The sequence below is a fragment of the Halobiforma lacisalsi AJ5 genome (assembly GCF_000226975.2).
In the GTDB taxonomy this organism is placed as follows: domain Archaea; phylum Halobacteriota; class Halobacteria; order Halobacteriales; family Natrialbaceae; genus Natronobacterium; species Natronobacterium lacisalsi.
In genome coordinates this window covers 801818-824219 of the sequence record NZ_CP019285.1, presented here as the reverse complement: position 1 = coordinate 824219, position 22402 = coordinate 801818, and the positions used below count along the sequence as shown (strand labels likewise).

The 22402-nt window shown below is 67.4% G+C and carries 20 protein-coding genes and 1 tRNA gene; 9 read left to right on the top strand and 12 right to left on the bottom strand.

Annotated elements, in window-relative coordinates:
- Position 1: 1 nt before the first annotated feature.
- Entirely contained in the window at positions 2-175 is a 174-nt protein-coding gene (locus tag CHINAEXTREME_RS21755; protein ID WP_007141151.1) for a DUF5786 family protein, read from the top strand.
- A gap of 23 nt (positions 176-198) precedes the next feature.
- Here the strand turns inward: CHINAEXTREME_RS21755 and CHINAEXTREME_RS03855 are convergent, their stop codons facing one another.
- From CHINAEXTREME_RS03855 to CHINAEXTREME_RS03845, 3 genes are read right to left on the bottom strand one after another with little or no spacing between them, the layout of a single operon-like run.
- A complete protein-coding gene (locus tag CHINAEXTREME_RS03855; protein ID WP_007141150.1) occupies positions 199-912 on the bottom strand; it encodes a DUF7530 family protein in 714 nt (237 codons plus the stop codon).
- Positions 909-1886: an NAD(P)H-binding protein gene (locus CHINAEXTREME_RS03850; RefSeq protein ID WP_007141149.1), complete on the bottom strand. Its 978-nt coding sequence runs from the start codon at positions 1884-1886 to the stop codon at positions 909-911. The genes CHINAEXTREME_RS03855 and CHINAEXTREME_RS03850 overlap by 4 nt, the downstream gene beginning before the upstream one ends.
- 57 nt (positions 1887-1943) lie before the next feature.
- Positions 1944-2936 (bottom strand): YkgJ family cysteine cluster protein, encoded by a 993-nt coding sequence (locus CHINAEXTREME_RS03845; RefSeq protein WP_007141148.1) that lies wholly within the window; start codon positions 2934-2936, stop codon positions 1944-1946.
- Between the two features lie 111 nt (positions 2937-3047).
- On the opposite strand from CHINAEXTREME_RS03845, the gene CHINAEXTREME_RS03840 reads away from it, so the two are divergent.
- A complete protein-coding gene (locus CHINAEXTREME_RS03840) occupies positions 3048-3290 on the top strand; it encodes a DUF7561 family protein (protein WP_007141147.1) in 243 nt (80 codons plus the stop codon).
- A gap of 299 nt (positions 3291-3589) precedes the next feature.
- Here the strand turns inward: CHINAEXTREME_RS03840 and CHINAEXTREME_RS03835 are convergent.
- Together CHINAEXTREME_RS03835 and CHINAEXTREME_RS03830 are read right to left on the bottom strand one after the other, a co-directional pair.
- Positions 3590-3677: transfer RNA gene (locus CHINAEXTREME_RS03835), tRNA-OTHER, on the bottom strand.
- Between the two features lie 153 nt (positions 3678-3830).
- Entirely contained in the window at positions 3831-5069 is a 1239-nt protein-coding gene (locus tag CHINAEXTREME_RS03830; RefSeq protein ID WP_007141146.1) for a DUF418 domain-containing protein, read from the bottom strand.
- Between the two features lie 228 nt (positions 5070-5297).
- Between CHINAEXTREME_RS03830 and CHINAEXTREME_RS03825 the strand changes: the two genes are divergently transcribed.
- Positions 5298-7229 carry an ATP-dependent DNA helicase gene (locus CHINAEXTREME_RS03825; protein WP_007141145.1) on the top strand — a complete coding sequence of 644 codons (1932 nt, stop codon included), beginning with the start codon at positions 5298-5300 and terminating at the stop codon, positions 7227-7229.
- A 379-nt stretch (positions 7230-7608) separates the two neighbouring features.
- On the opposite strand, the gene CHINAEXTREME_RS03820 is transcribed toward CHINAEXTREME_RS03825, so the two are convergent.
- From CHINAEXTREME_RS03820 to CHINAEXTREME_RS03805, 4 genes are all read right to left on the bottom strand, one after another.
- Positions 7609-8580 (bottom strand): hypothetical protein, encoded by a 972-nt coding sequence (locus CHINAEXTREME_RS03820; RefSeq protein ID WP_007141144.1) that lies wholly within the window; start codon positions 8578-8580, stop codon positions 7609-7611.
- A 146-nt stretch (positions 8581-8726) separates the two neighbouring features.
- On the bottom strand, positions 8727-12200 hold the full coding sequence (locus tag CHINAEXTREME_RS03815) for a S8 family serine peptidase (protein ID WP_007141143.1): 3474 nt from the start codon (positions 12198-12200) through the stop codon (positions 8727-8729).
- 393 nt (positions 12201-12593) lie between these two features.
- Positions 12594-13790, bottom strand: coding sequence for a class I SAM-dependent methyltransferase (locus tag CHINAEXTREME_RS03810; protein WP_007141142.1), 1197 nt, complete (start codon positions 13788-13790; stop codon positions 12594-12596).
- The gene (locus CHINAEXTREME_RS03805) at positions 13783-14979 is read right to left on the bottom strand and encodes a 60S ribosomal export protein NMD3 (RefSeq protein WP_007141141.1); all 1197 of its coding nucleotides are present in this window, start codon (positions 14977-14979) and stop codon (positions 13783-13785) included. Before CHINAEXTREME_RS03805 ends, CHINAEXTREME_RS03810 begins: the two co-directional genes overlap by 8 nt.
- A gap of 260 nt (positions 14980-15239) precedes the next feature.
- Between CHINAEXTREME_RS03805 and htpX the strand changes: the two genes are divergently transcribed.
- The 3 genes from htpX (at position 15240) to CHINAEXTREME_RS03790 (ending at position 17026) form a co-directional block, all read left to right on the top strand.
- On the top strand, positions 15240-16127 hold the full coding sequence (gene htpX / locus CHINAEXTREME_RS03800; protein WP_007141140.1) for a zinc metalloprotease HtpX: 888 nt from the start codon (positions 15240-15242) through the stop codon (positions 16125-16127).
- A gap of 105 nt (positions 16128-16232) precedes the next feature.
- Positions 16233-16487, top strand: a complete 255-nt coding sequence (locus tag CHINAEXTREME_RS03795; RefSeq protein ID WP_007141139.1) for a DUF7472 family protein — start codon at positions 16233-16235, stop codon at positions 16485-16487.
- A 59-nt stretch (positions 16488-16546) separates the two neighbouring features.
- On the top strand, positions 16547-17026 hold the full coding sequence (locus CHINAEXTREME_RS03790) for a hypothetical protein (protein WP_238593340.1): 480 nt from the start codon (positions 16547-16549) through the stop codon (positions 17024-17026).
- Between the two features lie 30 nt (positions 17027-17056).
- Here CHINAEXTREME_RS03790 and priL read toward each other — a convergent pair whose 3' ends face one another.
- A complete protein-coding gene (gene priL / locus CHINAEXTREME_RS03785; protein ID WP_007141137.1) occupies positions 17057-18169 on the bottom strand; it encodes a DNA primase regulatory subunit PriL in 1113 nt (370 codons plus the stop codon).
- Positions 18170-18348: 179 nt separating this feature from the next.
- Here priL and CHINAEXTREME_RS03780 point away from each other — a divergent pair, with 179 nt between their 5' ends.
- Positions 18349-19212, top strand: a complete 864-nt coding sequence (locus tag CHINAEXTREME_RS03780; RefSeq protein ID WP_007141136.1) for an alpha/beta fold hydrolase — start codon at positions 18349-18351, stop codon at positions 19210-19212.
- Between the two features lie 116 nt (positions 19213-19328).
- Here CHINAEXTREME_RS03780 and CHINAEXTREME_RS03775 read toward each other — a convergent pair whose 3' ends face one another.
- Positions 19329-19688, bottom strand: a complete 360-nt coding sequence (locus CHINAEXTREME_RS03775) for a HalOD1 output domain-containing protein (protein ID WP_007141135.1) — start codon at positions 19686-19688, stop codon at positions 19329-19331.
- A 195-nt stretch (positions 19689-19883) separates the two neighbouring features.
- Complete coding sequence (locus tag CHINAEXTREME_RS03770; RefSeq protein ID WP_007141134.1) at positions 19884-20627, bottom strand: DNA polymerase sliding clamp; 744 nt, start codon at positions 20625-20627, stop codon at positions 19884-19886.
- A gap of 220 nt (positions 20628-20847) precedes the next feature.
- Between CHINAEXTREME_RS03770 and CHINAEXTREME_RS03765 the strand changes: the two genes are divergently transcribed.
- Both CHINAEXTREME_RS03765 and CHINAEXTREME_RS03760 read left to right on the top strand, forming a co-directional pair.
- Positions 20848-21417 carry a uracil-DNA glycosylase gene (locus tag CHINAEXTREME_RS03765; RefSeq protein ID WP_007141133.1) on the top strand — a complete coding sequence of 190 codons (570 nt, stop codon included), beginning with the start codon at positions 20848-20850 and terminating at the stop codon, positions 21415-21417.
- A 102-nt stretch (positions 21418-21519) separates the two neighbouring features.
- The gene (locus tag CHINAEXTREME_RS03760) at positions 21520-22263 is read left to right on the top strand and encodes a hypothetical protein (RefSeq protein ID WP_007141132.1); all 744 of its coding nucleotides are present in this window, start codon (positions 21520-21522) and stop codon (positions 22261-22263) included.
- The last annotated feature ends 139 nt before the right edge of the window (positions 22264-22402 follow it).

The window sequence follows — 22402 nt, the reverse complement described above, 5'->3', positions numbered from 1 at the left end:
CATGTCAATGGGTGCCTATGACGAGGACGAACACGAGCGACGCGAGCAGCAGTCTTCGCGGGTCGACGCCGACTTCGACGACGAGCGCACGATCTATCACGGCGAGGTCGAGTACGACGCGGGCTCGTCTGCGGAGGAGCTTCTAGACCAGTTCGAGGAGATCAAGTCGAAGTAACGCGGTGACACGCCTCTTCTGTGTCACCGCTGGAATCCGATCGCCAGTAGCGTAACGACCGCGACCGCGACGACGTGACCGACGAGAACGACGAGGAGCACCGGCTGTTCTACGACGAACGGGACCAGCAGTAACTGCACCGCGGCGAACACGACGTTTATCGCGTCGACGCGCCGGTAGCGACGACTCACGTTCGGCTCGAACTCGTAGACGAGCGATCGCCACAGTCCGACGACGCTCGCCCACCAGCACGTCCCGATCCGATAGACGACGTCCCACAGCACCAGCAACGCGAGTGCGACCGCGATCGGCGGCGGGTCGATCCCGAACAGGTCGACGAGCAGGGTTCCCTCCAACCCGGCGCCGCGCGGATCGATCACGAACAGGTAGGTCACGAGCGCGACGAACGCCAGGACACCGAGGACGACGTCGATGCTCGAGCCGAACAGGAGCCGCCGGTACTCCTGCGGCGTCGGGAGATCGCGGACCACGTGGCTGAACCGCAGCATGAGCCAGCTCCCGATCGTCGCGACGAGGACGGCGACCGTGCCGGGCACGATCGCAGCCCGGAGGTCGTAGACCGCGGCGACGAGGAGGATCGCGACTTCGAAGCCGACGAACTGGAGGGCGATCGCCGTCCGCCCCGAGACGTTCAGTCCCGGGACCGTTCCGAGCAGGCTCTCGTAGACCCACGTCTCCCCGTAGTCGAGGTCGTGCGGCTCCGTGGCGTCGGTCATCGATCGCCCCGTTCGGGCGACGTCCCGGACGCCGCAGTCTCCCCTCGAGCGGCGCTCCGGTCCGGCTGCGGCCCCGGATCCACCGTGTCACGCTCGAGCGCCCGTGCGACGGCCTCCTCGAGGGGCGTTCGCTCGAGGCCGACGAGTTCCTGGAGGCGGTCGTCGGTGACGACGACGCGATTCCGGACGCCCTCGATGAGCGGGCGGGCGACCGCCGACGGGACGTCGGTGACCAGCCCGACCCAGTACGCCGAGAGTCGCGGACTCAGGATCGGAACGGCGACGATACGCGGCGGCCGGCCGGTCGCGAGTTCGGCGGTCGTCGTCAGCAGCTCCCGGTAGGTCACCACGTCGGGGCCACCGATCTCGTAGGTCTCGCCGGCCGTCTCCGGGCGCTCGAGGACGGCGAGACAGTACGCGACGACGTCGTCGATCGCGATGGGCTGGCAGTCGGTCTGGACCCACTGGGGCGTGATCATCACGGGGAGCCGCGTCGCGAGCTGGCGGACGAGTCGAAAGCTCGCGCTGCCGTCGCCGACGATGATCGCCGCCCGAAGGACGGTCACGTCGGGCGATCCGGCGGCGAGCAGCGTCTCGACCTCTCGGCGGGACGCGAGGTGACTCGAGAGTGCATCCGAATCGCTGCCGAGGCCGCTGAGGTAGATCACCCGCTCGACGCCGGCGTCGGTGGCGGCCCGTTCGAAGTTCCGCGCGGCGCGGCGGTCCCGTTCGACGAAGTTCCCGGCCGCCCCCATCGCGTGGATCAGGTAGTAGGCGGCGTCGACGTCCGCAAGCGCGGCCTCGAAGCTCCCTGGCTCGAGGACGTCGCCCTCGACGACGGCGACGCCGTCGGGCGGATCGTACGCGTCGGCGTCCCTGACGAGGACGGTTACGTCGTGGTCGGTCGTCGCCCGTAAGGCGTCCACGAGTCGCCCCCCGACGAACCCGGTCGCGCCCGTGACGAGAACGTGCATGCCCGTTCTTCGGGTGGGACGACCTTAACAGTCGTTGGCCCCTGAACGTTTTCGTCCTCACTCGAGTGCGTCCCAGCCCGGCGTCTCCGGGGCGCCACGGCTCAGTTCGACCGCGGCGGCGAGATCCGCCGGCCCCTCCTCGGTTTCCCGTTCCCCGACGTCGTCCGCCCGCCGGTGCCACTCCCGGATCGCGTGGCCGACCCACGACGCATTCCCGTCCCCTTCGTCGGCGTCGGGCACCGACTCGAGCACCCGTTCTTTCGCCTCCTCGTAGTGGTAATCCGATGTGGCGAGCGTGCCCGGACTCGAGGCGGCCGCGACCGCGAGACACTCCGCCCGATCGGCGGCGGTCGGTTCGCCCGCGGCGATCCGGCGGATCGTCCCCTCGAGCGCGTCGGGTCCGGGGTGACAGAACAGTTTCTCACCGATGGCCTGGGTCCCGAGGAGGAGGCCGTCCGAATCCGCGTCGACGTCGACCTCGTCCGAGACCAGCCGCTCCGTGCCGCGGTCGACGGTCGCCTCGACCCGTTCGCACTCGGTTTCGTGCTCGAGCGCGAGGTTGTGCGCTGGGTAGGCACGACACTCCGCGGGGTAGCGGTCGTCGCCGTGGATCCGACACTGTAGGGTCTCCGGATCGAGGAAGACGCAGGCCGGCAGCCAGGTCGGCTCCCGGCCGAAAGGCGCAACGGGCTTGGGCGGCTTCCGCAGGCCGACGAAGAAGGCCGGCCGGCCCGCGACCGCGGCGAGGGTGTGGCCGTCGATCTCCACGCCCTCGTCGCCATCCCGGGTGTGCCAGAACCGCGGCGTCAGGGCACCGGCCATCCCGTCATCGAGGAAGCCCCGGACTTCGTCGCGGGTGAGCGGGACGAAGTTGGGGTCGTCGTCGAGAGGGTCCCGTCCGTCCCCGCCGTCGCCGTCGCTGTCGCGAAACGGGCGGCGTCCGGATCGGTCGCGTCGCTCGCGGTCGACCCCGTCGCCCTCGTCGAACTCCTCGAGCAGCGGCCGCCAGTCCATACAACAGGCCGCACAGCCCTCGCAGTTCAACTCCATACCCGTCGGTACCCGCTCGGCGAGCAAAACGGTACTGTCGACTATCGACTGTCGGCTGTCGACCCCCCACCCAGGCGAACCACTTTCACCGTTCGGCTCCCACCCTCGAGTATGGCAAAGGACTCCTGTGACGGCTGTGGCCGAACGGTGACCGTGGCCGGCGGTATCGCCAACATCTGGACGTTCGGCGAGGATACCGGCAAGGGCACCGCGATGACCCTGGAGTTCGAGGACGGGTCCGAGCACCTGCTCTGTTACCCCTGTATCGAGGCCCTGCCGGACTACCCGTCCGCGGCGGACGTCGATCGACTCGAGGAGGTCGACGAGACGACGTCTCGCCACGTGGGACCGTAAAAAATGGCGGTAGTGCGCGTGAGCGTGGAGACGATCGCCGACGCGGAAGAGGGGCCGGAGCCGCCCTGACACGGCTTCCTAGAGTCGGTCGATCGTCCCTGTCGACGGGGACCGGAGTCCCGCACGGTGTGACGGCCGCGCGGGGATGCGATCGAAGCCGTATGGCAACCACACCGACGGTCGGTCGTGCTGTGACCGTGCTGGAAGCGAACCGCACTGCGACACACCGAGACCGCACAGCGGTCGCACCGCAACCGCACCGCAACCGCACTGCAACCGCACTGCAACCGCACCGCAAGCGGAAGGGGTGGGATTTGAACGCCACGAGGCTTAACGCCGCCGCGGGCCAAGGGGCACCGCGGTGCTCTACCGCTGAGCGACCCTTCCGCACGTCGATCCGATGCCGGATTCCGTATTTGTAATCGACCGGTTACCCCGGGGTAGCTGCTGCTTACCCGGTTGTTTTCGTCGGCCGACTCTCGTTCGTTCGTCGATTCCGCCCCGGATTGCGATACGTTGCCACGGATCCGGGCCGCAGCGTCACTCGTCGGCCTCGTCGGCACCGGCCGCCCGCAGCGGCTGCATCGACTCGTACGTAAGCACTCGCCAGATCCACTCCAGCGGGCCGTACCGGAAGTACCGGAGCCAGAGTACCGACAGCGGTACTTGCACTGCCCAGATGACGACGACGATTCCGTACAGCTCGAGCCGGCTCATCCGGCCGAACAGCCCGAGCCCGTGGCCGTAGAAAATCGACGTGGCGAGTACCGTCTGCAGGATGTAGTTGCTGAAGGCCGTCCGGCCGACCGCCGCGAGCGATCGCGTGACGACGCCGTCGGGCCGTCGCTTGCAGTACAGCATGACGATCCCGACGTACGCGAGCGCGAGCGGGACGCTCCCCCAGTAGTTGAACTGCCGCCAGAACAGCGCCGCCTCGACGCTCCAGTCGTTGGCCTGGATGTACCGGACCCCGGCGAGGACGGCGGCGAGCCCGATCGCGCCGCCGATCGCGACCAGCCGACGGTAGAACTGCGCGGAGCGTTCGTTCGTCAGCACGCCCCACTTGAAAAGCGCCATTCCGAGCAGCATCGACCCGCTCACCCGCCAGCCGGTGTAGCCGAGGAGCCCGGTCGTCTGCCGTCGCAACGCGGCCGGCACGCGGTGTTCCATCTGAGTCAGCCACCCGCTCCGGTAGGTCTCGACCTCGGCACGCAGGGCGGATTCCGCCGGTTGCCACGAACTCGCGACTGTCGCCGGCTCCGCAGTGACTGCCGCGATCACCTCGATGAGCGACGGGACCGAGAGCAACGCGACGCCGGCGATCGCGAGCGTCCGCGGGTCGTGATCGCGAAACAGGACCACGACGAACGCGCAGACGCCGTAGGCGACGAGGATGTCGCCGTACCACAGCAGGTAGGCGTGTGCGAGCCCGAAGGCGACGAGCCACCCGGAGCGTCTGACGTACAGTTCGAACACCGGCCCGTCGCGGCGCTCGACGTTGCGGGTAAAGAGGACGACCCCGCCGCCGAACAGGATCGTGAATATCGTGATGAACTTCTGTTGGGCGAAGACGTGCCCGACGAACCAGGCCCAGTAGTTGCCGCCGGTGAAGTCGCCGTAGATCGTCGGGTTCGACAGCGTCGTCTCGGGCATCGAGAAGACCCAGACGTTGATCAGGAGGATGCCAAGCAGCGCGAACCCCCGGAGCGCGTCGAGGCCGACGATGCGGTCCGAGGGGGCGGTTGGACCGGTCTTCTCGGTCTCACTCGCGGAACTCATCGTCCCTGCATCTCGAGGCGGCGCGTCTCCGGGTCGGTACGTCGGTGATCCATCGCTCGTTCGTCACGTCGTGTAGCCGATACAAATGCGTTCCCTCCGCCCGCTGCTCGCCCGGGTCGGCGACGGCGACCGCGCCGTCCTCGAGTCCACGCTCCGTGCTCGAGCGTCAGTTACAGCCAGCGCGACGGTCCGTAGCCTTTAGGGAACGTCCGGTCCGTGAGTCGAACGGTGAATCCCGACCGGATCTTCGACGAGTTTCCCGCGCCCAGCTACCGCGGGAACCAGAAGCAGGCCCTCCGCGACATCCGCGACGCCTTCGCGGCCGGCAACGACGTCGTTCTCGTCCGCGCCCCGACCGGCAGCGGCAAGTCCCTGCTCGCGCGGTCGGTCGCCGGCTGTGCCCGTCCGGTCGGCGAGGCCGACCCCAGCGACGCCACGGGGGCGTACTACACCACCCCGCAGGTCTCGCAACTGGACGACGTCGCCGCCGACGACCTGCTCGCGGACCTGAACGTGATCCGGGGGAAGTCGAACTACACCTGCATCCTGCCCGACGAGCGGAACACGCCCGTGAACCAGGCCCCCTGCGTCCGCGAGCGTGGGTACGACTGTTCGGTGAAACACCGCTGTCCGTACTTCTCCGACCGGGCGATCGCCTCGAACCGGTCGATTGCGGCGATGACGCTCGCCTACTTCATGCAGACCGCCGGCAGCGAGGTCTTCCGCAAACGGGACGTCGTGGTCGTCGACGAGGCCCACGGGCTCGCCGAGTGGGCCGAGATGTACGCGACGATCCAGCTCGGCCCGCGGACGGTCCCCTTCTGGGACGACCTCCGGGTCCCCGCTATCGACGGCGACCTCGAGCGGGCGGTCCGCTACTGCGAGAACCTCGCCGAGAAGTGTACCCGGCGGAAGGACGACCTGCTGGCCCAGGAGACGCTCTCCCCCGCGGAGGTCCGCGAGCGCGATCGGCTGCAGGAACTCATCGGCGAACTCGACTGGTTCGTCTCGGACTACCGCGACCCGGAGAGCCCGACGACGTGGCTGGTCGATCAGTCCGAACCGTCCGGAGGCTCGAGTGTAGGCGATGGCGATGAAGACGGGGGCGGGGACGGGGACGGAGGCGGGGACGACGAGGATGGCGGGCCCCTCACGATCAAACCCATGAGCCCCGAAAAGTACCTCCAGCACACCGTCTGGGACCGGGGCAACAAGTTCGCGCTCCTGTCGGCGACCATCCTGAACAAGGCGGCGTTCTGCCGTCAGGTCGGTCTCGACCCCGAAAACGTCGCCCTCGTCGATGTCGGCCACACCTTCCCCGTCGAGAACCGGCCGCTGTACGACGTCACGCAGGGGAAGATGACCTACGAGCACCGGTCGGAAACGACGCCGAAGATCGCCCGCACAATCGTCCGGATCATGCAGGAACACCCCGACGAGAAGGGGATCGTCCACGCCCACTCCTACGACATCCAGGAGCGACTCGCCGACCTCCTGCGGGACTTCGGCGTCGGCGACCGGATCCGGACCCACGACCGGGACGACAGGGACGCCGATCTCGAGGCCTGGAAGGCAACCGACGACCCCGACGTCTTCATCTCCGTGAAGATGGAGGAGGCGCTGGACCTGAAAGGCGACCTCTGTCGGTTTCAGGTACTGTGCAAGGCCCCCTTCCTCAACACGAGCGACTCGCGGGTCGCCCACCGCCTCGAGGAGAGCCAGTGGGCCTGGTACTACCGGACCGCCCTGCGGACGGTCATCCAGGCCTGTGGTCGGGTCGTCCGCGCGCCCGACGACTACGGGGCGACCTATCTGGCGGACTCGAGCCTGGTGGATCTGTTCGAACGTGCCAGGACCGACATGCCCGACTGGTTCGCGGCCCAGGTCGATCGGATGGACCGGCCGGACCTGCCCGAATTCGAACCCCGGGCCGCGGTCGGCGACTCGAGCGGGGTGTCTCGCGGGCGGGGGAGTGGCGGCCGGTCGTCTCCCGGGAGTCCGTCGCGTCGGGACGACTCGACGACTGCGTCCTCGAACTCGGGATCGGAATCGGAATCGGGATCGGAATCTGGATCGGCCTCCCGTTCGCACTCGAGGTCGCGTTCGGGGTCGCGTTCGAAATCGAGTCCCCTGGCCGACGTCTGGGATACGGAGCGCTAGAAAAGCCTCGTTCGGCCCGGTTCGATCGGCGAGCGTCCTCGACTACAGTGCTGCGAGTGCTCCCCACGCGATCATCGAGGTCACCATGAGAACCGCAAACAGCACCGCGAAGAGTTGACTCCTGTCCATACCGCCCGGTACTCTCGGGAACGCCATGAATGTCACGACCGACCGGATCGCCCGTGTCGGTCGCTCGGCGGCCGACAGGCGTCTCGGACGGCCTGCCGTACCGGTACACTGGTGGAACCGGAGCACGCTCTCCGGCCCGGTCCCACCGGCGATGGCGGGCAGTCCGTCTCATACGGCTTGCTGTACCGATCTACCGGCGCAACCGCCGCCGGGTCGCGGTTGCGCCGGAACTGACTTACAGTAAACCGTCTCAGTCGGATCGACGTCGGGTCGACAGACCGATACCGAGCAGGCCGATCAGTACTGCGACGACCGTTCCAACGGGTGTGAATCCGGGGATGTCGTCGCTGTCACTGGCTTCGTCCCCAGTGCTGTCACGGTCACCGTCACCGTCATCATCAGCATCGTCGGTCTCTCGTTCGTCCTCTTCGTCGTCGCTGGTGGAGTCGTCACTGGCCGAGTCGTCGCTCGAGGCCGATTCATCTTCATCACCGTCGGACCCGTCGTCGGTCGTCTCCGATCCGTCGTTGCTTTCTCCGTCGTCCGGGTCGTCGCTCCCGCCGGTGCTTTCCGTTCCGTCGGTGCTCTTTTCGTCGCTATCGTCGTCCCCGTCGGTTCCGGTACCCCCTCCGTCGCCGTTGTCACCGCTATCGCCACTGCCCGGTGACGAACCGCCGTCACTTCCGTCGTTCCCGTCGTTCCCGTCGTTCCCGTCGCCCGCGTCACCGCCGGTGATCGGCTGTCCATCACCGTCCGTCACCGACGAGTCCGCCTCGACGAGGTCGACATCGAGGTCGTCCGCGCTGCCGTCGGTCGCGAAGGTGACGGTCGCAAGCGTCGGTTCGTCGACGCTGTTCTCGCCGACGGTCGACTCCGTGACCGCCACGTAACCGCTCTCCGGATCGGTATTCTCGTTGTTCATCCCGTCCAGGTCGCCGAACTCGACGTCTTCCACCGTGGCGTCGTCCGCCGGGTAGGTCACGTTCGCCTCGAAGCCGGCGACGTCCGCCTCCTCGGAGGTGATCGCGACGGTGAGTGTCCCGTCGCCCTCCGTCACCGTCTCGAGCGAGATCGTTCCGTCGCCGGTCGCCGTTGTGGACGCGACTGCCGCCTGTGCGCCCGCGGCAGCCGTCGCCACCGCGAGGAGGACGACGAGGGCGAGGACGAGCGATCGAGTCCGGGTTCCAAATCGATTCGGATTCTGTCTCTGTGTCTCTCTCATTGTCGTAACGTTCGAAATATCGTCTTCGTCGCGTGCAGGGACGCTCGTATCACCGTCCCGTCATCGTCGCCATCGACTCGAGGACGAAGAAATCGCCGCGGGGCGATTTCGATTCGCTGCCGACTCCGCTATCGTGTCTCGGTTCGTCAGGCCTCGAGCGCGTCAGCGCCGTGGCTGGCGACGATCTCTTCGAGCATCATCGTGACGTCGCCGGCGTCGACCTGTCCGTTCCCGTTCATGTCCGCGAGTTCCGCGTGGAACGTGTCGGTCGGCTCTTCGCCGGCGATGAACTGCTGGGTGAGCGTCGCGTCGTAGGTGTTGAGTTCGCCATCGGCGTTGACGTCACCGAGCCAGGCGGTCTCGACGGTGCCGTCGACCGGCAGGATATCGAGGTCGCCGTCCTCGGCGTTGAGGTAGGTGTTCTCCTCGTCGAACACCAGTTCGGTGCCGCCCTCGGGCGCGTCGTCGACGATCGCGAATTCGACGACGGCGAGCGTGGACGCGTTGGCGTCCTGGCCCTGCGCCTGTGCGAGCGAGAGCGTCCCGTTTTCGTTGTCGATTCCCGTCATCGGCTCGCCCAGGTCGCCGCCCTCGACGCGCTCGACTTGCAGCACGTCCGGGTCGAAGCGGACCTGGGTTTCGTAGCCGGCGACGGCGTCGGCCGTCGTGGCGATCTCGACGTCGACCGTCCCTTCGACGGTCCCGACGTGGTCGCCGTCGCCGAAGGTGAGCAGCCCGTCTGGCTCCTCGTGGACCGTCAGTTCGTAGTCGATCGCGTCGTCCTCGCTCGCGACGGTCACGTTTCCGGTACCGACGTCGGTCTCGTCGGTCTCCCAGGTCAGCGAGACGACGGTCGACTCGCCGTCCTCCAGGTCGACCGTCGCGTCGTCGACGACGTCGCCGTCGAAGTTCCCGAGCGTGACGGTCTGTGTTCCGGGCTCGACGCCGTCGTTCTCGACGGCGACGTCGACGGTCAGGTTCTCGCCCTCGATGATCGGCTCGTTCGTCCCGAGCACCTCGAGTTGGAAGTTCGGTGCGGGTTCCGGGACGACGTACTCGACGGCGTTCGCGAGGATCGCGTCGGCCTCGTCGGTGTAGTCGTCGCTGCCGACGAACGTCGTGTAGCCGAGGCTCGAGGCGAACACCGTCGCGCTCCGGTCGTCGACGGCGAAGCCGCTGCCGGCCGTCACGCCGTCGCCGGTGGTCGTCTCGGCGAGTACGTCGTACTCCGTTCCTTCGAACCAGGTGTGGTCGCCGAAGAGGGCGTCGTGCAGTTCGACCGTCTCACCCGCTTCACCGATGCCCTCGAAGATCTCGTGATCCGCGGTCAGTTCGTAGCCGATCGGCGGCGCGGCGAGATCGTCCTGGTAGGTCGCGTCCGGTTCACCGGTCGCCTCGGAGTGTTCGGGGATGCCGTTGCTGTCTACTCCCCACTGGTCGAGGTAGACGACGCCGGTGTCGCGGTCGCCGGTCGCCTCGGCGAACGCTTCCGCAGCGGCGGGGTCGATGTTCTGGACGACGACGACGTCGTATCCGTCCATGGCCTCCTCGGACGTGGTCACTTCGGGGTTGTACATCGGCGAGAGCGTCGCATCGAGCACGTCCGCGACATCGCTGCCGTGTGCACCGGCGTCGTCGACGACGGCGACTGGGACGAAGTCCTCGAACACCGTCGTCGGGCCGGTCGTCACCGTAATCTCGTCGTTCAGACCGGCGATCGTGTGCTCGAGCGAGAGCTCTCCTTCTGTGTCCTCGGTCGTCTCGACGGCGACGGTCAGGTCGCCCGAGACGGGACCGCCGAGGTCGACTTCCTCGCCGAAGGTGGCTTCCTCGCCGTCGACGAACAGGGTCGCGTCCGCCTCGTCGTAGTCGCCCGCGAGGTCGACGGTGATCGACTCCGCGTTCGCAGCGGTGACGGTCGCTTCGATGGTCTGACCGCCCTCGACGCCGTCGGGCTGGCCGCTCGCCAGTTCGACGTCGAGCGCGTCGCCTAACTCGAAGTCCTGTTCGGTCGTTTCGTTCTCCTCGACGGTCACGTCCGCGCTCACGCTCTCGTAGCCGAACGCGTCCGCGGTCACCGTGTACTCTCCTGGCGCAGCGACGTGGCTGTACGCGCCGCTTTCGTCCGTTTCGGTGCTTCTATCGTCGAGTTCGACGACGGCTCCCCCGATGGGGGTCCCGTCGGCGTCGGTGACGGTCCCCTCGACGCCGCTATCGAGCGCGACCAGGTCGGCCGCGGCCGCGGCGTCGATGATACCGTGTCCGTACTCGGTGTTTGGCTCCTCCTCGACGCCGTCGGGCTGCCAGGCGGTGGTCTCGACTGCCTCGTACAGCAGTTCCCGGTCGGCCTCGCCGTCGGAGGCCGACACCAGCAGCGCGAACGTACCTGCCTTGTGCGGGGCGGACATCGACGTTCCCGAGAAGGTCCCGTCGTACCCGCCGCCGGGGACCGAACTCAAGACATCGACGCCCGGCGCGGCCGCGTTCGGCACGACGTACTCGTCGGGCCAGTACTCGGGCGCGTCCGGATACGCCCCGTCGGTTTCGATCAGTTCGCCGCTCGAGAAGCCAGCGACTTCGCCGTTCTCGTCGACCGCGCCGCTCGCGAAGTTCGGGTACACGTTCCCGGGCGCGCCGCTTACGCCCTGTCCGGAGTTTCCGGCCGAGGCGACGAGTACGACGCCGGCATCGCGTGCGTTCTCGGAGGGTTCGACCATTTCGCTCTCGTAGCCGTCGACGCCGAGACTCATCGTCACGACGTCGGCGTCGGTGTCGTCGACGGCCCACTCCATGCCCGCGACGATCTGTGCGAACGTCCCGCTGCCGTCGTCCTCGAGGACTTTCCCGTGGTAGAGCTCCGCCTCCGGGGCGACGCCGTACGCGGGGACGTCACCCGCCGGGTCCTCGGGGCCGACGACGGTTCCGCTCACGTGGGTTCCGTGGCCGTTGCCGTCGTTCGGCTCGGTCTCGATCGGCTCCCCCGAGCCGTCGAACTGCTGCCAGTTCTCCGGTGCGATCTCGTGGTCGGGGTGGTCGGCGTCGAGCCCCGTGTCGAGGACGGCGACGCCTGCACCCTCGCCCTTGGTGTCGTATTCCTCCCAGACGTCGGGCGCGTTGATCATCTCGAGGCCGTAGGTGACGTTTTCGGCGGCGTTGATCGATCCGGCCGTGTCCGCCTCGGCGTCCCTGTCGGCCGTATCGTCGGCCTCCGCGTCGCTTTCGGACGCGTTCTCGCCATCGAGCGTGCTGACCTCGAAATTAGCGTGGACGCTCTCCGCACCGGTCGCTTCGGCGATTCGCTTCGGGCCGACCGTCGACGGTTCGACCTCGACGAGGACCGCGTTCGCGAGCCAGAAGTCGTTCCGGTACTCGACCCCGTCGGTGCGTTCGATCCAGGAGAGCGCGTCCGACTGGGTCCGCTCGGCGTGGGCCTGCAACGCGCTAACCGCTTCGGCCTCCGTCATCGAGTCGGAGACGTCCGCGGATTCGAATCGGAGAACCATCTCGAACGGTTCGTCCCGGTCCAGCACCGTCTCGTCTACCGCCGGCGAGACGTTCGTCCGTTCGTCGTTGATCGCGGCTTCCGTCTGGGTTCCCCCGGAGGCTCCCGCAAACGCCATCGCGGGTGCCGATGTCACCATCAGGAGCGCGAATACGACCGCTATGCTACGTGATATAGTCGATTTCGATTGTAACCGTGGTGTGTCGCTCATGTCTTTTCATGGCGCGAACTCGTTCAAATTTCGCGCCTGTGACTTGATCCCACGGTGAGTTTGATTAGTTACTATGAGCGTTATTCGCATTGGAAATCGGCCACAAGATTTAACAATTAGAGGTACTGTCCGCTCGAGATCACTGTCGACGATTCGGTCAGAAATCGCTCACGATTTTCGATGTCGGTGCGGGGTACGGATCGCTGTCCCGATGTACCGGCGCAACCCTCGCCCTGGTCGCGGTTACGCCGGAACTGATTCAGTACCCCGACTGAGTCGGAACTGCGGCCTTCGGGATCGTCAGTACACCTGCACGTCCAGCACGACGTGTTCGACGCCTGCGCTGTGGCTTTTCACCCGTTGGCGCTCGAGGACCTCGAGCGACCGACCGGCCGTCTCGGCGGCCGCCTCGAGTCGCCCCTCCGGCCGCTCCCAGAGCCGCGACTCGGGGGTCGCCTCGTGGTAGTGGACGACGCCGCCGGAGACGAGCGCCTCGAGGGCGTGGTCGAGGAACTCGTGGGCCTCGTCGGCTCTCGTCTCCCCGCCGTCGTCGCTCCCGTAGTAGCCCATCACGACCCGGTCGGCCTCCACCTCGCTCGCGAGGTCGCGACAGTCGGTCATGTAGGCGTCGACGCGATCCGAGACGTCGTTGAGCACGGCGTTCTCGAGCAGGTAGCGGAACGCGGTCGGGTTGATCTCGGTCGCGGTCACCTGCGCGCCGCTTCTGGCCATCGGCAGGGTGAAGTAGCCGATGCCGGCGAACATGTCGAACACCCGTTCGCCCTCGGTACAGATCTCGCCCATGCGCGCCCGCTCGGCCTGGTTGCCCGGCGAGAACATCACCGTCGCGGGGTCGAGTCCGTATCGGGTACCGTGCTCGGTGTGAATCGTCTCCGTGTCCGACTCGCCCGCGAGCAGCCGGGTCCGGGGCTCGCGGTAGGTGCCGGCCGCACCGTCGTTTTCGATTCCCTCGTCCGCGAGCACGCTGTCGGCCTCGCCGTGTAACTCGAGCAGCGCCTCGGCGACTTCGGTCTCGTCGGGACAGTTCTCGGGGATCGACACCAGGACGACCGACCCGACGACCGCCCACGACCCCGGGGCACGCTCGAGATCGTCGTCGCCCCAGCCCCGTTCCGCCAGCAGGTCCGCGAGATCCCGGGTCCTGAACTCGGGCTCGAGTTGGCGGACGACCTCGAGCACCCGGGTTTCGGTCGGCGGTTCGGTGATTGGTAGGGCGACCCTGTCCCGGTCCTCGGCCGCCGCTATCGACTCGGTCGTACCGTCTACTGGCCTCGCGTCGCGTCGCTCCCGGGCCTCGCGCACGCGCCGGGAGTCGTCGTAGACCCCCTCTGCGCGCAGTGACTCGATCGCGGTCTCCGCACGGGGTTTCTCGACGACGGCGGCGAGCGGCGCGTCCGCTCGAGCGATGGCCTCGTCCTCGATAGCGGCCCCGGGTCGTTCGGTCCCGGGGTCGGTCGGCTCGTCACCGTTACACATCGGTATTGGGGTCGTGTTCGTACGGGTCGTAGTAGCCCTCGTCGTTCCCCTCGTCGGCGTCCGGGTCGGGATCCGGGAGGACGTGCACCCCAGCGCGACTCTTCAGCACGGGGACCGTCTCCGCGTCGGGATCGAAGTAGTCCGGGCGGGCGACGGTCGTCGCCTGGTAGGTCTCGGGATCGAGCACCTGCACGGCGTTCTCGTCCTCGACCGTGACGACGGTCGTCCGCTCGGCGTCGTCGTGTTCGCCCAGTTTGCGCGCGTCGGGGGACGCGCCGTCCTCGTGGCTGGCCTCGTACCGTTCGCCGGTGGTCACCCGGACGCCCTTGAGATTGCCGTGGGCGCTGCGGACCAGCACTGGCCCCTCGTCGTCGTCCTCGAGGTCGATGACGTCGCCGGGCGTGTACGGCGGCAGGCGGACGGCGAAGGTGACCCGGTAGACCTCGTTGCCGTCCTCGTCCTCGGTTACGAGGGTCTCGGCGTCGTTGACGGTGCCGCCGAACTCCTCGACGGTCTTGTTGGCGATCTTCTTGCCGATCTTGTTGGTCGAGACCTTGATGTTCAGCCCGTCGTCGGTCTCGCCGATCTCGGTGACGAAGGCGTTGCGGTCGCCCGTCGCCTCCATGTCGGCGACGATCTCGTGGGCGATCTCCTCGGCGCGGTCGGTCTCCTCGCCCGTCGGCGTGCGGCCCTCTGCGCGGATCTGGACGATGCTGGCGTAGTAGTCGCCGGCGATCCGGCCACAGCGGTCACAGGTTTCGCGGGAGATTTTGACCGGCACCGTGACCGTCTCCTCTACCGGCGTTCCCCGGACGACCCCCGTGAAGTAGGCGTGCATCCGGATCGTGTTCTCGTCGACCTGCTCGGGTTCGACCTGCCAGGCGACGTCGGAGACGTCGACGTGGACGGCCAGGGCCTCGCTGACCTCCTCGATCGCGATGTCGGTGTAGTCCCTGGCGTCGACGTCGACCCACCGGTTGCCCCGATGGACCGCGCCACACTGGGAGCAGACCCGGACCTCGATGCGATCGGGCGCGTCGACGAAGTCGAACTCGTCGAAGTAACACGAATCGCAGAGTTCGACCTCCGCGCCCGGCCGGAGGGGGTCGGCGGCTCCGTCCCCCTCCTCGGTCGGTCGTTCGGGTACCGGATCCCCACACCGGGGACAGAACGCGCGCGACTGACTCATTGTTCCCGCTTGGGGACTGCGAAAGTTAAGCGGCGCGCTCTCCCCCGCGGCGTTGCCGTGGCCTCGAGCGCCGATGCCGGCCGCTATCCCGCCGTCCTCAGAATGTGAAAACTCCACACGAAACGAGGGGGTTCCATGCGAAACGAAGGGGTTCTCGACTCCCCGTCGGCTCTCGGTCAGCCTTGGACAGCCGGGACACCCGGGGACGACGGCCAGGTACGGTCGGTGACACTTATTCGCCTCGAGCCCTACTTTCGAGTATGAACTGGCAGGCGGACTGGGGGCTTCGGTTCCGAATGTTCCTGACGATGTTCCTGTTGTTCGCGCTGTATATCGTCTTCGCGGGCGTGCTCACCGCCTACCTCGTGGGCGGCGCGAACCTGCTCGTCTTCGGGATGCTGTTCGGCGGGATGTCCCTGGTCCAGTACTACTTCAGCGACACGCTCACGCTCCGGAGCATGGGCGCGCGGAAGGTATCGGCCGACGAGTACCCACAGCTTCACGCCTCGATCGAGCGGCTCTCCCAGCAGGCCGACCTCCCCAAACCGAAGGTCGCGGTGATCGACTCGGACGTTCCCAACGCCTTCGCGACCGGCCGAAACCAGAAGAACGCGGCCGTCGCGGTGACGACCGGCCTCCTGCGGTCGCTCGATCAGGAGGAGGTCGACGGCGTCCTCGCGCACGAACTCGCCCACGTCAAGAACCGGGACATGATGGTGATGACCATCGCCTCGTTCCTCTCGACGATCGCGTTCATGATCGTCCGCTGGGGGGCGTTCTTCGGCGGCGGCCACGGCCGCGGCCGCCAGGGCGGTGGTGGCGTCGTCGTCGCCATCCTCGTCTCGCTTATCGTCTGGATCATCAGCTACCTGCTGATCCGGGCGCTCTCTCGGTACCGCGAGTACGCCGCCGACCGGGGTGCCGCCGCGATCACCGGCAACCCGACGGCGCTGGCTTCGGCCCTGCTGAAGATCTCGGGCGAGATGGACAAGGTGCCCAAAGACGACCTGCGAGAGGAGGCCGAGATGAACGCCTTCTTCATCATCCCGATCAAGTCCGGCGTCGTCGGCCGCCTGTTCAGCACCCACCCGCCGACCGAACGCCGCGTCGAGCAACTGCGCGAGCTCGAGCGGGAAATGACCGTCTGAACGGCTCTTTCCCGTTCCTTTGCCGTAACGTCGATCGACGTTCAGTCCTCCGACGCTCGAGGCCTTCGAAGCGCTTTTGATCCGGCCGAAGAAATCGGTCCTATAATGCTCGAGCGTGAGCGAATTATCGAAATCGTCCTCGCCGTCTCTTCGGTCCTGTTGATGCTGGGGGCCATGATTGGTATCGGCTACACCTACGGCGGTGACGGCGGTGTGCTCTCCCAGGACGGCGCGGAACTGCTCGTCGGCGCGATCATCGGCTTCATCGTTCTGCTGACCGCGGTCGGGATCGGCCTGGCGTACATCCTGAACGACCCCGACGACGGTCTCGACGACGCGGACGCCCAGAGCGCGGTCTGATCGGCCGCCGAAGCCTACACAGCCGGCAGCTTTTTCACATAGTGTGAGTGACATGTTTTGTGGACGAGTCCGATGACGGGGCGACAGCCGACGGTCACGGTCGGTCACAGCGCTCGGTCTCGCTCCCGCTCTCCCTGTCGTCACCGTTGCTATGGCCGCTCGTCGGCGGCATTGCGTTGGCGGTACTCGGGTCGTCGCTGGTCTTGCGGCCGTCAGTGATGCTCAGTCCGGCGGGGGCCGCCGGGACACTCGCCGTTCTCGTGGCGCTCGCGGTCGGACTCGTGATACGGGAGTCGCTTCGTGGGTCCGGATCCGGATCCGAGTCCGACTCTGACTCCGACTTCGATTCAGGGTACGAGTCCGGAGCCGACCACGAACCCGGGCGGGCCCGTGGCTCCGACTCCGACTCCGGATCCGTCCTCGAGTCCGAATCGGCGTCCGCTCCCGGATCCGCCGACCGCCAAAGCGACCGAGAGCCGACGCGACGGAACGTCACGCGTCGCCGTGAGGAGAGCACGGCCGAACGGCCCCTCGAGTAAGGTGGCGTCGCCGCAGCCGTGGTTCGGCCACTACTCGGCGCTTGCCGCTTCGCTGCTGGCTTCGGCCTCCGAGTCGTCGTCCCCTCCCCGCCAGTCCTCGAGTTCCTCGTCGTCGGCGTCGTCGATTCGCTCCTCGTAGTAGGCCATCGGGTGGGGGATGCGCTCACAGAGGTCGTCCTTGTTCACGCAGTCCCCGTAGGACTGCATCGTCGCACAGGAGGGCGGCGAGTACTCCGTCGGCGACGTTTCCCCGCGGATGTGTTCGGTCTGGTAGCGCGTCATCTCCTCGCCGAACGAGGAGTTCACCCGGTAGAGATCAACGATCTCGTCGGTCGTCATGCCGATGCTCGTCAGGAACGAGGTGATGGCAAAGCGGGAGTGGTGGGGCAGGTGTTCGCCCTTCTGGACGTCGTCCAGCAGCGCCTTCATGCACGGCGGGAACAGTTCGGGGACGACGGTATCGATCTCGCGTGTGAGATCGAGATCGGCGAGCACCCGCCTGATCTCGTCGGCCTCGGCCTCGAGTTCGGTCGCGATCGCGTCGGGCACGTCGAAGGGGAGCCCCTCGTCGATGCGGTTCCGGATCGCCTCGCGGACGAGCGTCAGCAGTTCCTCCTCCGAGAGGGGGACTTCCCCGTCCGCCAACGACCGGTTAACAAGCCGCCACTCGTCGTCCCAGAGGTCCTCGGCCAGCGGGAGGTAGGTCCCGACGTCGATTCGGTACTTGCCGCGTCCGTCCGCACCGGTCTCGCGGACCGCCGCCGCGAGGTCGAACTCGTCGAGCAACTCCTCGAGGTCGAGGCCGGTCGACTCGACGCTTTTCAGTTCGGTCGTGTCGGCCATGTCCTCGGTGAACCGCTCGTAGGCCGTCGCGGCCTCCGCGCGGGCGTACTTCCGGACGAGGACGCGCTCGTCGACCATCGAAACCAGGACGCGCGCGACCGGGTAGGAGAGCAACTCGGTGCGGGTGTCCCGATGGGCGTCGCCGACCTCCCCGTCCTCGAGCGCGGTAATCACGCGTTGGGTGGCGCGCTCGACGACCGCCCGGTCCCGTTCGACGACGGTGGCGAGGTCGACCGCCTCCGTGGCAACGGTCTCGCGGGCGGCCTCGAGGAACGGGTACCGGGCGTGCAGTGCCTGCATCGTGATCGGTAAAAGGATATTACTGCGTCGGGATAAACGCCCTGATTGTCGCCGGGGACGGTAACCCCGTTTTGGACGGGGTAAAACCGGATTACTTCGACACGTCCCGGCGCCCGTCTCGGATTCGAACGGCGAACTCGAGGATCGATTTAAAGGGGATCCGATACGTCACGTCGGGTATGCCACGGGCGACGCGGGACGGCGTGTCGATCTACTACGAGCGCGACGGAGCGGAGAACGGCGATCCGGTCGTCTTCCTCCAGGGACTGGGGTACGGTCGCTGGATGTGGCGCTGGCAACGCGAGGCAGTCGCCGACGAGTACCGGGTGATCGCTCCGGACAACCGGGGCACTGGGCGCTCGGACGCCGGCCTGCCGCCGCTCGTCCCCCGACTCCCTCGGCTCCTGCGCGCGCCGATCCTCAGCAAACTGGCGGGCTACTCGATCGAGGGGCTGGCGGCCGACCTTGAGGCGGTGCTCGACGACGCCGGCCTCTACGACGTCCACCTCGTCGGAGCGAGCATGGGCGGGATGATCGCCCAGCAGTACGCGCTCGACTACTCGCGGACGAAGACGCTGACGCTGTGCTGTACGAGCCACGGCGGGCCGGACGCGGTCCCCGTTCCGGAGGAAACCCAGGAACACATCTTCGACGTTCCCGACGGGGCGAACGAGCGCGAGACGATCCGCCACCGGATGCGACCCGCCTTCACCGAGCGGTTCACCAACCGGAACCCGCATCTGATGGACCGGATCATCGAGTGGCGACTCGAGCAGGACGCCGACGAGCCGGCCCGCGAGGCCCAGGCCGCGGCCGTCCTGGGGTTCGACGTCAGCGACCGCCTCGAGCGGCTCCGGATCCCGACGCTGGTCATGCACGGCACCGACGATCGGGTCCTCCCGGCCGCGAACGGCGAACTACTGGCTGAGCGGCTTCCGGACGCTCGTCTCGAACTCGTCGATGGCGGGTCACACTGCTTTTTCATCGAAGCAGCCGAGCACGTCAACGGGGTATTGCTCGAGTTCCTCGAGGAACGGGGCTGACCGGCCGCTGTGGCCCGGGCGGAGAGGCCGGAACTCGTACGGGTTACTGTCCGTCAGTTCCCGCACAACCGCGACCCGGTGACGGTTGCGACGGTACCTCGGTACCGCGATCCGTATCAGGTGCTCGCGCTCGATCCCTGTGTGGCCTCCTGGATCAGAATCTCGCCGTCGCTGTGGACGCCGACGTCGAACCCTTCGTAGGTGAACCACAGTTCGTCGATGCCACCGTCGACATCCGGGTCCCCGCTGGCGGCGGACAGCCCGCTCCGGCCGCGGCTGTGGACGAACAGTGCGTCGAGTGCGTCCGGATCCACGGCCTCGTACAGGGGGGTCAACTCGAGCGGGTCCGCGTTCGTGAGCGCGGCGACCGCGTCGATAATCCGCTCGCTCGGTCCGTCGCCGGCGTGCGGATCGAACGTCGTCACGTAACTGGCGTCCGACTCGGCGGGATCGGTCGATTCGTCGCTGGAGGGCATACACTCACTACAGGCGACGTGGGGGTAGGCACTCCCCTTCCCATATGTCAGTTTTAAGTATTCGACGAGGTTGTCGACCGCAACGGGTACCGGTCGCGGCGTCGGTAGACGGCGGAGACTCGAGGAAGAGGAGACCCGGTAACCGTCGGTTCGCCGGACCGAGAAGCGAGGAAAGCGCGGATGGGCTCGCGTCGATTACTCGCTCTGGATCCGCGGCGCGAGCATGTAGGTGACCTGCCCCTGGCCTTCGGCGAACCCGAAGTAGATCTTGACGGGGAACTCCTCGCCGAGGTGCAGCGTGACCTCGGTGTCTTTCGGGATCGCCTTGTTCATGTCCTTGAGGTAGTCCAGCGAGAACAGCGAGTGGGCCGGGCCGACCTGCAGGTCGATCAGGTCCTCCCCGGTGAGTTCGAGGTGGACGTCGTCGGTGTCGCCCTCCGCGTCGACGTAAAAGTACTCGTCGCCTTCCTCGACACCCAGCGCGATGTGGTCGGAGACCATGTCCGCCGCGGTCACCGAGCGGTTGACGTCTTTCCCCTCGAGGACGACCTCCGCCGGCAGGTCCAGATCCGGGATATCGGGTTCCTGGCGGATCGAGTCGGGGTCGATCAGCGCGAGCGTGTACTCGAGCCCGTCGATCTGGATCTGCAGTTTCCGGGTCTCCTCGTCGAGTTCGAGCTGGATGAGCTGGCCGGATTCGGCCATACCAGCGATGTCCTCGAGCCGGGAGAGGTCGACGCCGATCAGCCCGCCGTCGGCCTCGTAGGATTCGAACGCGGCCGCGTCGAGCGAGAGGTCGACCATCCCGACGTTGGCGGGGTCGACGGCCCGGATTTCGAGCCCGTCTTCCTCGAGGTGGATTTTACACTCGTCGACCAGCACGCTCACCGAGTCGAGCGCGCTGGTGAGCGTTTCCGCGCTCACGATGGCCTTGAACATATACGCCGAGGTACGAACGGTCGACATAAAAAGCCACCCTTTACGCGCGGGCGGGAAGCGATCGATCGGGGGTCGTGACCGGTTCCGACGACCCTGTGGGGGTTCTTCCCACAGCCGACTCTCGAGGCCGCCGCCGACCTTTCGAGTCGTTCGGCGCACTCCCTGTGAGGGATGCGTACGCAAGGAAACGACGTTTTCCGTCGTGCCCGTAGTCGCGTCCATGAGCGACTCCGACTCGTCGTCGGGGACCGACTGGGAGTTCACCGACGTCTTCGCCGACCCCCTCGAGTCGGTCCCGGACGAACAGTTCGACCGGGAGCGGTTCGTCCCCGCTGTCGGCCCGCTCTCGGCCGAGGTCGCCCTGATCGGCGAGGCACCCGGTGCACAGGAGGTACAGCGGGGCGAACCGTTCGCCGGCCAGGCCGGGAGTCAACTGGATCGTGCCCTCGAGGCGATCGGCTACGACCGGCGGGACTGCTACATCACCAACCTCGTCAAGGTGCGGCCACCCGAGAACCGGGACCCGCACGTCGCCGAGATCGAGGCCTGGTGGCCGGTGCTCGAGGCGGAACTCGAGCGCGTCGACCCCGCAGTCGTCGTCCCGATGGGGAGTTTCGCGACGGCGCAACTCCTCGAGACGGACGAGACGATCACCGACCTCCACGGCCGGGAGTTCGAACGCGAGGGGCGGACCGTCGTCCCTGCCTTTCACCCCGCCGCGGCGCTGTACGACCGAAGTAAGGTCGATGCGATCGAGTCGGACCTGGAAACGGCGCTCGAGCGGGCGTAGTCCGCCGCGTGTGGCCGATTCTGCTCGAGGACGACCCAGATCCAGATACCCCCAGGCTGTGCAGGCACGGACGGCTTCCCGACGCCGACGCTACCGCGGCGTATGACGACGTTCACGACCGACGACATCGGCAAGACCGTCGAGAGCGCGAGCGGCGACCCGCTCGGGACGATCGTCGAGGTCGACGACGGGACCGCGTACGTCGAACCCGACCCCGACGTAAGGGACTCGTCGAAGGCCGCCCTCGACTGGGAGGGTAGCCACGAAGCGATCCCGCTTGCCGACTCCGCCGTCACGGAGATCACCGCAGACGCGGTCCGCCTCGAGTCGGCGTTCCCGGAGGGGAGCCTCGAGCCGTCGGACGTGGCCGGCGGCGGGATCGACGATCCGGACGCGCCGGAGCCGACGAGGGCAGACGACGAGTTCTACGACGACCCGGCCGAGGGGCCGCGGGTCGATCCGTCGGACCGGATGGAGCAGCCCGACGACCGAGAGGGGGCCGATCGAACCCCAATCGAGGCCGACCGTGACGCGGTCGAAACGACGGCGAGCCGCGAACTCGAGGTCGACCCGACCGAACTGACCGACGGGGAGCCCGGATCCAACATTCGAGTGACGGAGGACGTCGGCGACCGAACCGACGCCGATGCGAACGCCGGCGACGCTCGACCGGAGGACGGTGGGAGAACGACCGACGAGCCGTCGGGACAGACGCCGGAGGACGCGGGCAGTATCGACGCCGAGATGCCGGCGGCGTCGGAACGCGGCCCGGAGGCGGAGACCGACGACGAGGAGGGCGAGGCGACCGACGACGGCGAAGAACACGACCTCGACGAGGGCCGATAACCGGGACCGGGACCGGGACCGGGCCCGACGTCTCGAGGACGGAGGTGCTCGAGGCGTCGGCGTACCCCGACCGAGACAGCAAAAACCGCTCACGGCCGCTGTTCGTCCCGTCGACGAACGCGCCAGGAGGCAGGAACGC